Origin of the sequence: Crenobacter luteus (assembly GCF_004345725.1) — a bacterium.
In the GTDB taxonomy this organism is placed as follows: domain Bacteria; phylum Pseudomonadota; class Gammaproteobacteria; order Burkholderiales; family Chromobacteriaceae; genus Crenobacter; species Crenobacter luteus.
This window is the reverse complement of record NZ_SLXG01000045.1, coordinates 1-3,973: the sequence shown is the minus strand read 5'-3', so window position 1 is coordinate 3,973 and position 3,973 is coordinate 1. Positions and strand designations below refer to the sequence as shown.

The 3,973-nt window shown below is 67.7% G+C and carries 4 protein-coding genes; 3 read left to right on the top strand and 1 reads right to left on the bottom strand.

Annotation, left to right across the window (positions count from 1 at the left end):
• Positions 1-349: 349 nt before the first annotated feature.
• Positions 350-1,336, top strand: a complete 987-nt coding sequence (locus EV683_RS14070; protein WP_207910474.1) for a replication initiation protein — start codon at positions 350-352, stop codon at positions 1,334-1,336.
• Here EV683_RS14070 and mobQ read toward each other — a convergent pair.
• A complete protein-coding gene (gene mobQ / locus EV683_RS14460; RefSeq protein ID WP_131863210.1) occupies positions 1,333-2,961 on the bottom strand; it encodes a MobQ family relaxase in 1,629 nt (542 codons plus the stop codon). The two genes, EV683_RS14070 and mobQ, sit on opposite strands and share 4 nt — an antisense overlap.
• A gap of 183 nt (positions 2,962-3,144) precedes the next feature.
• Between mobQ and EV683_RS14060 the strand changes: the two genes are divergently transcribed.
• Both EV683_RS14060 and EV683_RS14055 read left to right on the top strand, forming a co-directional pair.
• Positions 3,145-3,435 carry a mobilization protein gene (locus EV683_RS14060; RefSeq protein ID WP_131863209.1) on the top strand — a complete coding sequence of 97 codons (291 nt, stop codon included), beginning with the start codon at positions 3,145-3,147 and terminating at the stop codon, positions 3,433-3,435.
• Positions 3,432-3,740: a hypothetical protein gene (locus EV683_RS14055; RefSeq protein WP_131863208.1), complete on the top strand. Its 309-nt coding sequence runs from the start codon at positions 3,432-3,434 to the stop codon at positions 3,738-3,740. Before EV683_RS14060 ends, EV683_RS14055 begins: the two co-directional genes overlap by 4 nt.
• Positions 3,741-3,973: the final 233 nt, after the last annotated feature.

Here is a 3,973-nt window from a genome sequence, read left to right as displayed (position 1 = left end):
ACGGCGGTTTTCACCCTTGACCCCTACTCCACCCCTACCCAACCCCTAAAAACGGCTCCTAGCGCGTTCTAGGGGCTTTGCCGCCCCTTCTTCCTGCTGGCCGCGCCGAAGGCGCCGGGTGGGGGGAGCCGCCGAAGGCGGGGGGAGGGCGCAGCCCTCCCACAGGGGGGGCGACTTCGCGACCGGAGGCCGAAGGCCGGAGGGAGGACGGGGGGGCGGCACGCCCCCGCGAAGTCTCTGGCGGTGGAGTGGCGACGCTGCCGGTCTTTGGCTCGGGCGCTCCCCGAGTTTTTTAATAGTTTTTTCTTGTTTTTTCGCGCGCGCGCGCGAGGGCGGGCTGCAAACCCGCATGGATAAAGGCTTTGCGGGCATTTTTGGCGTCCCGCTAACTCTGCCTTTTTCCGGGTTTGTTCTGCCTTTTTCCGGGTTTGTCTGCCTTTTTCCGGGCGCTATCCACAACTCTGCCAAGCGCAGAAACACGGCAGAATTGTGTTATTCTGCCGAGATAGACGAACGGCAGAATCACCCGGAGGACGGCAGAATGACAAGTAAAACGGCTTTACAGCACCGCACGGCGGGCTATGACGCGGCGGACGTAGAACGCCCTGCCGGTGAGCGTTGGGTGACGATGAGCAACGCCCTCACAAGGGCTGGCCACGGGCTGACGCTGGCCGAGAAACGGGTGGTCATGATGGCCGTCTCCAAGCTCGATAGCGCGAAGGTCATGCGCCCCGGCGAGGTACTGCCTTCGGTCAAGATCACGGCGGCCGAGTACGCCGAAACCTACGGGGTCGATCCGAACACCGCCTATGAGGCATTGCAGGACGCGGCCAAGAACCTGTTTGAGCGCAAGCTGACGTTCTTCGAGCCTGCCCATAAGCGCAACGGCAAGCCCTTGAAGCCCATCCGCAACGATATGCGATGGGTAGGCCGCTGCCAGTACCACGAGGGCGAGGGATGGGTGCAACTGGCTTGGTGGCCGGATCTGATTCCCTCGCTGGTCGGCCTGCGCAAGCAGTTCACCACCTACCAGCTACAGCAGGCATCCGCGCTGCGCTCGGCCTACTCGTGGCGGCTGCTCGAACTGCTCACGCGCTTCAAGTCCTCCGGGGTCGCGGAGTACACCGTCGAGGACTTCGCCGCCTCGATGGACGCCACGGAGAAGCAGCGGGCCGACTTCGCGGCATTGCGTCGGAAGATGATCGAGCCAGCGGTCAAGGAACTGACCGAGAAAGACGGCTGGCTGATCCAGTGGGAACCCATCAAGGCAGGCCGCAAGGTCAAGGCCGTGCGCTTCACCTTCATGCGCAACCCGCAAGGCTCGCTGCCGCTCTAGCCGAGCGATAGCCCCTGCTCGCGGCCGTTCTGCCGCTGCTCGGCCAGCAGTTCGCGCACGTGCTCGCGGGTTTTCGGGTTCGCCATCATGTGATCGAGCACGGCTTGCCGCTGCGCCTTCGGCGTGGCGTTGTAGCTCTCGATCAGCTTCTTGAGCGGCTCCGGCGCGGCCTTCCAGCCGTCGCCCCGGTCGCCCCAGCCGCCCATCTTCATCTCGCGCTTCTGCGCCATCAGCTTGAAGTCCTTGGGCACCGCCTCGCGCTCGCGCTCGATGCGCTGCTGTGCAAGCCGCTTGGCCTCGGCCTCGCGCTCCTGCCGCGCCCGCTCCTTCTGCAAGGCTTCCAGTTCGGCCACCTTGGCCCGGATTGGCGTCTGCTCGACGGTGATCCGCACCTCGGCATCACTGCGGGCCTGCCGCCCGCGTAGCGCGGCGTCCTCGATGCGCGGGGCAACGGCCAGCCACTCTTGGCGGGCCTCGGCCTCGATCTGGGCGCGTTCGTCCAGATAGGCCGACCGGAACAGGCCGGCGTCGTGCGCCTTGGCGCGGAGCGGGTGCGCCTGCCGCCACTGCTCGGCCTCGTGGCGGGCCATCGCCTCGCGGGTGCGGGCGTCTTGGTGCTGCTCCTCCAAGGCGCGGCGCTGCCGGTCGGCCTCGATGACGGCGGGGTCACGCTCTACCAGTTCGCGCACAGGCGGCGGGCGTAGCTTGGCAATCTCGGCGGCAAGCTCGCGGCTGCTCATGCGCTCCAGGCGCTGCCGGTCGGCCTGCTCGCGCTCCCGCGCTTCGCGGGCCTGGCGCTCTGCCCGCTCACGCTTGGCCGCCTCAAGCTCGCCGGTCAGGTCAAGGATGGCGCGGTCGGCGGCTTTCCCTTGGCGTTCCAACTCGCCCGCCTCGCGGGCACGGGCCAGCCGCTCGGCGGCTTCCTGCTCGAAGTCCAGCCGCTTGCGGCTCGGTTCGCCGGTTCGGCGCTCGTAGCCGGTGGCCGCTGGCCCAAGGTGCCGGGTCGGCTCCCGCTCGATGCCCTGCGCCTCAAGGGTGCGGTGATCGACGCGGGCCTCGATGCCGTTCTCGCGTAGCCGCTCGTTGGTCAGCGCGGCGAACCGCTCCCGCCACTGCGTGACCAGCTTGGAGCCGGTTTTCTGGTCGTCCAGCTCGCGGGTTTTCTCGGTGAAACCCTCCGGCCCAAGGCGGCGGGTCGATAGCAGGATGTGCGCGTGGTGGTTGCGGTTGTCGCCCTCTTTGCCGGGGGCGTGAATCGCCACGTCTGCCGCGCAGCCGTGCCGCTCCACCAGTTCGCGGGCGAAGTCACGGGCCAACCGCGCACGCTCGGCGGGGGAAAGCTCCTCCGGCAAGGCCACCTCGAACTCGCGGGCCACGGTCGAGTTCTTGCGCGTCTCGGCCTGCTCGGCAGCGTTCCAGAGTGCCGCCCGGTCGGCGGCCCACTCTGGCGCACCGGCAGGCAAGACAAGCTCGGCGGATTCGACGCCACCCTTGCGGGTGTAGTCGTGAATCTCGCCGGTGCGCTCGTCGGTGATCTCCACCCCGGCACGATAGGCCGCTGCCGCTGTCGCACTGCGACCGGCAGACCGGCTTATCGTCTTGACGGATAGGTGGTAGATCGCCACGGGCGTTTCCTCGGGGTGTCGGGGCGCAGCCCTGACCGCACGCAAACGAAGTTTGCATAAGTGCGCCCTTCGCTGTTCGCTGCGGGTGGGTGCTGCGGCGTATTCTACGCCTGCGCACCTGCTCGCGCACCTGCCATGCGCCGGGGTAGAATGCACGGCATCGAACGGACAGGAGGCGCACCAATGGCAGGCATCGACGACACCATCGCGGCACTGGAAGCGAAGCTCAAACAGGCCAAGGCGAAGAAGCAGCAAATCGAGGCTCGCAAGCGAGCCGCCGACGCCAAGAGGAAGCGCAGCGAGGACACGCGCCGAAAGGTGCTGGTCGGGGCGCTGATTCTCGCCAAGGTCGAGCGCGGGGAATGGCCGAAGGACAAGCTGCTGGCGATGCTCGATAGCGCCTTGACCCGCGCCGATGATCGCGCCCTGTTCGACCTGCCAGCACAAGCCCAGCCAGCAGAGGCCCAGCCATGACCGATTACGGCTACGAGATCGAGCCGCGCCCCGCCGACCTCGGCGGCGGCTGGCGGTTGCGGCTTCTGGAGAACGGCGAGGAAGTGGGCGGCGGGGTGTTCCCGCTGTCGCCCTACCTGTCGGCCTTCCCGGCCACCGACGAGACGAACGAGCGCGAGATGGCCGCAAAGGTCGCCTACGAGGATGCCTTGGCCGAGGCGTCCGCGTGGCTCGCCACCCGGCCCGCCGACGAGGAACCGGCTTTCCTGGACGACGAAGGCCCGTCCGACGATCTGCCGACCCGTATCACCCTGCCGAAGTCCTGAACACCGTGGGGCGCTGCCCCACACCCCGCCCTCGCCGCCGGGAGGCTCGGGGGCTGGGCGGCGGGCTTTCGCCCTAAACCCATCCCCCGGCCAAGGCTGCCGGGGTTCCATAGGCGTCAAGGGCGCTACGCGCCGCCTACGGCGGTTTTCACCCTTGACCCCTACTCCACCCCTACCCAACCCCTAAAAACGGCTCCTAGCGCGTTCTAGGGGCTTTGCCGCCCCTTCTTCCT